This is a genomic window from Amycolatopsis kentuckyensis (genome assembly GCF_002155975.1).
GTDB classification, from domain to species: Bacteria; Actinomycetota; Actinomycetes; order Mycobacteriales; family Pseudonocardiaceae; genus Amycolatopsis; species Amycolatopsis kentuckyensis.
Window position 1 is genome coordinate 10,900 of the sequence record NZ_MUMI01000164.1, and the last position, 628, is coordinate 11,527.

Annotated in this window: 2 protein-coding genes; both read left to right on the forward strand. The window is 70.8% G+C overall.

Annotation, left to right across the window (positions count from 1 at the left end; translation table 11 throughout):
• Nucleotides 1-73 precede the first annotated feature (73 nt).
• Nucleotides 74-424 carry a caspase family protein gene (locus CCN39_RS16935; protein WP_434781109.1) on the forward strand — a complete coding sequence of 117 codons (351 nt, stop codon included), beginning with the start codon at nucleotides 74-76 and terminating at the stop codon, nucleotides 422-424.
• A partial coding sequence (locus CCN39_RS51750) for a hypothetical protein (RefSeq protein WP_244210826.1) occupies nucleotides 421-628 on the forward strand: 208 nt, incomplete at its 3' end. The genes CCN39_RS16935 and CCN39_RS51750, both read left to right, overlap by 4 nt.

A 628-nucleotide genomic window follows, 5' to 3' on the forward strand; every position in this document is an offset into this window, starting at 1 on the left:
GGCCGGGGTGCTCGCCGACCGGGCGATCAGCGACTTCGAGGTGTGCGTCGTCCGGAACGAGACCGCGCACGTGGTGCAGGCGGAGATCGAGGACCTCTGCCTGGAGGGCAGGCCCGACGACGTCCTCCTGATGCACTTCTCCTGCCACGGCCTGAAGGACGATTCCGGCGGCCTGTACTTCGCGGCGCGCAACACGCGGCCGGACCGCCTGAGGTCGACGGCGGTGTCGGCGGAGTTCGTGCAGCAGTGCATCCGGCAGAGCCGGTCGCGCAGCATCGTCCTGCTGCTGGACTGCTGCTACGGAGGGGCGTTCGGCCAGGGCGTGGCGGTCCGGGCCTCGGGCGACGCGAACGTCCTCGACAGCTTCCGCGGCGGCCGGGGCCGGGCGGTCATNNCGAAGCGGACCGCGACGAGGACGGCTTGATCGCGCTGGGCGAGCTGTACGAGTACTTGTTCGACCGGGTCCGCGAGCGCAATCCCAAGCAGACGCCGAGCCGGGACATCGAGATGCAGGGAGAGCTGTCGGAGGCCAGCGTCGCTCCCTCGAACGCGTACTCGATCGAGTTCGACGCCGTGATGACCGCCCGGCCCCGGCCGCCGCGGAAGCTGTCGAGGACGTTCGCGTCGC